General features: G+C 37.3%; 3 protein-coding genes and 1 pseudogene. 1 reads left to right on the top strand and 3 read right to left on the bottom strand.

The window, feature by feature from the left end:
* The 3 genes and pseudogenes from MKL32_RS12025 to MKL32_RS12015 all read right to left on the bottom strand — a co-directional run.
* Positions 1-340 (bottom strand): annotated as a pseudogene (locus tag MKL32_RS12025) (transposase); the annotation flags it as partial.
* A 288-nt stretch (positions 341-628) separates the two neighbouring features.
* Positions 629-2,824 carry an OsmC domain/YcaO domain-containing protein gene (locus MKL32_RS12020; protein ID WP_005402616.1) on the bottom strand — a complete coding sequence of 732 codons (2,196 nt, stop codon included), beginning with the start codon at positions 2,822-2,824 and terminating at the stop codon, positions 629-631.
* A gap of 261 nt (positions 2,825-3,085) precedes the next feature.
* Positions 3,086-4,159: an amidohydrolase family protein gene (locus MKL32_RS12015; protein ID WP_005402615.1), complete on the bottom strand. Its 1,074-nt coding sequence runs from the start codon at positions 4,157-4,159 to the stop codon at positions 3,086-3,088.
* Positions 4,160-4,222: 63 nt separating this feature from the next.
* On the opposite strand from MKL32_RS12015, the gene MKL32_RS12010 reads away from it, so the two are divergent.
* Complete coding sequence (locus MKL32_RS12010; RefSeq protein WP_262579462.1) at positions 4,223-4,924, top strand: IS1 family transposase; 702 nt, start codon at positions 4,223-4,225, stop codon at positions 4,922-4,924.
* Positions 4,925-4,951: the final 27 nt, after the last annotated feature.

Below are 4,951 nucleotides of genomic sequence, written 5' to 3'. Positions count from 1 at the left end.
CGACACATCGTTTTAATCTTAAATTGATGGCTGTACTCAAGGATAAACTGATACTTTACTCGGGCAGGCTTGCAAAGTACCTTGCGGCCTTTTTTAAGATATCTCGCTCTTCTTCAGTTTGCTTAAGCTGACTTTTAAGACGAAGGATCTCTTTCTTTGCTTCGAGTAGTTCATGTTCATCAGGGTTGTTGCGTAAAGGCTGTACGGCCTTTAGCCATTTATAAATGCTGTGCTGTGATACACCTAAACGTTCAGCCACATCAGTGACAGAATATCCACGTTCGGTAATCAATTTAACAGCTTCATCTTTAAATTCTGGGGTGTATCGTTGTCCACTCATAATGTTCTCTCCTATGCAAAAAGAATAGACGAAATTTGTCTAGGAGAGTGGTGGCAGTCCATATCTAACTAAAAGGTGTCTACAAAATCGGTGGCTATTCAATATAATGCAGAATAAGTTGTTAAATTTGACTTTTAATTACCAAAGATTATGTCAGTTCGGTCAAATTGATTTTTAATAAGATGAATCTTTTTTAATTATAAAGTCGTAATTCAAAAGTTTTGGTTTAAATCATGAAAAAAGGTGCATGATTGACATACACCTTTCTTAGATCAAAAGCTTTGAGGCTTAACTTACAGCTTTTGCACGAGCTGCATGCAATTTTTTGTAGCTTTCAATCAAACGTAAATGACGATCCAAACCTTCTAATTTCATACTAGTAGGCGTTAAACCATAAAAACGAACACTACCTTCTACTGAACCAATAACTGCATCCATACGTTCATCACCAAACATACGACGGAAGTTCTTTTCGTAATCTTCCAACTCCATCTCGTCATCAAGAATAACTTCTAGCACGACGTTCATACATTGATAGAACAAACCACGTTCTACAGTGTTGGTGTTGTATTGGAGGAATTGCTCAACTAAATCTTTAGCTTCTTCAAATTGCTTCAGAGCAATATAAATAAGAAGTTTTAATTCCAGTAGTGTCAATTGTCCCCAAACCGTATTGTCATCAAATTCTATGCCGATTAAGGTTGTGATTTCAGTATAGTCATCAAGTTCGCATTCTTCTAAACGTTCAACCAGTGCTTCAAGACGTGTGTCATCTAAACGATGAATATTTAGAATATCTTCACGGAATGCCAATGCTTTATTGGTATTGTCCCAAATCAAATCTTCAACTAAATAAATCTCAGAATAATCTGGCACGAGGATACGACAAGCTGTAGCACCTAAATGTTCATAGACAGCCATGTAGACTTCTTTGCCCATTTCTTCAAGAATGCCAAATAATTCAGCAGCCTCATCTGCATTCGAGTTTTCACCCTCATTGGTGAAATCCCATTCTACAAAATCATAATCAGATTTTGAGCTGAAGAAACGCCAAGATACTAAACCACTTGAATCAATAAAGTGTTCCACAAAATTATTCGGTTCAGTCACTGCTTCACTTTGGAAGGTTGGCTGAGGTAAGTCATTGAGACCTTCAAAACTACGACCTTGCAATAACTCAGTCAAACTACGCTCTAAAGCCACTTCAAAACTTGGATGCGCACCAAATGAAGCAAACACACCACCTGTGCGCGGGTTCATCAAAGTGACACACATCACAGGGAATTGACCGCCCAAAGAGGCGTCTTTAACCAATACTGGAAAACCTTGTTCTTCTAAGCCTTGGATACCTGCAACAATACTTGGATACTTAGCCAAAACTTCTTCAGGAACATCAGGTAGTGCAATTTCACCTTCGATAATTTCACGCTTTACAGCACGTTCGAAAATTTCAGATAAGCACTGAACTTGAGCTTCTTCTAATGTATTCCCTGCACTCATACCATTACTCAGATACAAGTTTTCGATCAAGTTTGATGGGAAGTAAACTGTTTCGCCATCAGATTGGCGTACAAAAGGAAGTGAACAAATACCACGTTCAATATTCCCAGAGTTAGTATCGTATAAATGCGTACCGAGTAACTCTTTTTCAGGATCGTAAATCTCAAGACAGTATTCATCTAAGATTTCTTTTGGTAGCTCACCATTTGGTCCTGGTTTAAACCATTTCTCATCTGGGTAGTGTACAAACTCTGCGTTGGCAATTTCTTCACCCCAAAATTGATCGTTATAGAAGAAATTACAATTAAGACGCTCAATAAACTCGCCTAATGCAGATGCTAATGCGCTTTCTTTGGTTGAGCCTTTACCATTGGTAAAACACATAGGCGACTGTGCATCACGAATATGCAGTGACCAAACATTCGGTACGATATTACGCCATGATGCAATTTCAATTTTCATGCCTAGACCAGCCAAGATTGCTGACATATTGGCAATGGTTTCTTCTAAAGGTAAATCTTTACCTTGAATATAAGTAGTACTTTCAGATGCAAGATTTGGCATCAATAAAGCTTGAGCATCTGCATCGATACTTTCCACTTCTTCGATGACAAATTCAGGACCTGTTTGAATAACTTTCTTTACGGTACAACGGTCAATTGAACGTAAAATCCCCTGACGATCTTTTTCAGAAATATCGGCTGGAAGTTCAACCTGAATTTTAAAAATCTGTTTATAGCGGTTTTCTGGATCAACAATATTGTTTTGAGATAATCGAATGTTGTCCGTTGGGATATCACGTGCAGCGCAATATACTTTCACAAAATATGCTGCACAAAGTGCTGATGATGCCAAGAAATAGTCAAATGGACCAGGTGCAGAACCATCCCCTTTGTATCGGATCGGTTGATCTGCAATTACTGTGAAGTCATCGAATTTGGCTTCTTGTCGAAGGTTGTCGAGGTAATTTACCTTGATTTCCATGCTGGCACCTAAAATATGCTTATAGTTCTATTGCAAGAAATATAAGTTTAAAAATGAATAAATAAGCCAAATCGAAGATAAGAGACTGACTTAGAAAGGATTAATTAGCATTACTTCATTTAAAATCACTTTTAAATCAGGAATGCTAATAAGGACGGCTAATTTTACAGAATTATGCGCTGAAATTGAGTAATTTTATTGAACTTTGCAAATTATTTATTGGATTTGGTCAAAACAAATGCATTGAAATTCCAATGACAACTAATGTTTATTTATTTGATAAAAGGTTTCCGCATTACTTCTAAAAATTCCTCGCTGCGCCTCTTCACCTAGTGGTGCTGTCATTTCAATATACGCTTGAATGAGATCTTTTAAGGTGGTGTTGGGTTTATCCATTGGAAAGTTGGATGCAAATACAATGCGTTGGGTACCAAAACTCTGAATCGCATGTTCAATGAGTGGTGAAAGTAAATCTTGTATTTGCAGTACATTCGCCGTTATTTGTTGTTTATAAAATTGATGTCCCAGTACTGGCATCATTAATCCTGAAATTTTGGTATAAACATTTTTTTGTTCAGCTAGTTCTGAAATATCCTCTTTCCATTTTGCAAATATAATCTCACGCTCAGCTGGTGTTCGCCCCGTTCTTTTTCCGACTTTTCCAAATAATCCGACTGGTGTTGCGAGATGATCTACCATGATCTTTGTATCAGGGAAATTTTGTGCGAGTGATTTGATTTCTTTGATTTGAGTTGAATATCCCCAAGCGTCGAAAGATAAATTCATCTTTGCTAGATGCTCAAAGCCCTTCAGAAATTTTTTTTGAGTATATAAATGTGGCTGATCACACCAGCGATGAATACCATCATCTGGATGCCATGCTGCCATTTTACGAATACCACAAAAATGCGAACTGGCATCTTGATGAGCTTTGAGAATATCCAAAAATCTTTTATTTCTTGGATCTGCTGTAGCCACGATACCCGCAAGTTTTAGTTGTTGCTGATTAAAAGGTAAATGATGAATCCATTTTGTTTCTTCAACCACACCAAAGTTTTTTTGGTGATGCCAATTCGCCTCAACATGAATAACACTATCAATCGAACATCCTGCACTATCAACTCGATAATCAAAAGGTAGATATGGTGATAAAGCATATTGAGTTATGCCTAAAGTTTCGATTAAGTCTTTAGGTTTAACAACGCGTACAATTTTGTCCATCAATTTACGATATTTACCAAATGCCTTGACCAATCTCGCTGCTGAGTGTGGCGTAGTGTATGGATTCCACTGATGAATATGGGCATCAAGAATTGGGAAGTTTAATTGGTTCATTTTTAGGTGGTGTTTCAAAAAGTATGCTGAAAAAAACAATATGGCTTTTGATAAAATAGAGGTATGAAAATAACGCTACAAATCAAATGTCCTACCTGTCTAAGTAACAATATAAAGAGAAATGGCATCAAAGTAGATGGGAAACAAAACCATCAATGCAAAGATTGCAAACGTCAGTTTATTGGTGATCATGCATTAAGCTATCAAGGGTGTAACTCAGGTATTACCGGCAAGATATTACATTTAATGGTCAGAGGAAACGGTGTAAGAGATATTGCTGAAGTCGAGCGTATCAGCATTGGCAAGGTATTACGAACCTTAAGTGAATCGATCTATCAGATTCAGCCTAAACAAAGCAACTACGAATGTCTTGAAGTCGATGAACTCTGGACTTTTGTAGGGAATAAGAAAAATAAACAATGGCTTATTTATGCCTACCATCGAGAATCTGGAGAAATTGTTGCTTATGTTTGGGGTAAGCGGGATTTAGCAACGGTTCAACGTCTTAAAGCTAGACTTAAAAAGCTTGGGGTTCAATATGCTCGAATTGCGAGTGATCCCTGGGATAGTTTTATCACAGCATTTCAATGTTGCAAGCAAGTGATCGGTAAGTTTTTTACCGTCGGTATTGAAGGTAACAACTGTAGAATTCGTCATCGAATCAGGCGTGGATTTAGGAGAAGTTGCAACTTTTCTAAAAAGCTCGAAAATCATTTTAAAGCCTTTGATTTGACTTTCTTTTACCTTAATAACGGATTTGTTTAACGCCAGCATACTTTTTGAAACACCACC

This window comes from Acinetobacter sp. AOR34_HL, assembly GCF_027854795.1.
GTDB lineage: Bacteria > Pseudomonadota > Gammaproteobacteria > Pseudomonadales > Moraxellaceae > Acinetobacter > Acinetobacter junii.
The sequence above is the reverse complement of the archived record's forward strand: the minus strand, read 5'-3'. Positions and strand labels throughout refer to the sequence as shown.

Coding starts and splice junctions, on each gene's coding strand:
- MKL32_RS12020 (WP_005402616.1), bottom strand. CDS start 2,824: ATGGAAATCAAGGTAAATTACCTCGACAACCTTCGACAAGAAGCCAAA.
- MKL32_RS12015 (WP_005402615.1), bottom strand. CDS start 4,159: ATGAACCAATTAAACTTCCCAATTCTTGATGCCCATATTCATCAGTGG.
- MKL32_RS12010 (WP_262579462.1), top strand. CDS start 4,223: ATGAAAATAACGCTACAAATCAAATGTCCTACCTGTCTAAGTAACAAT.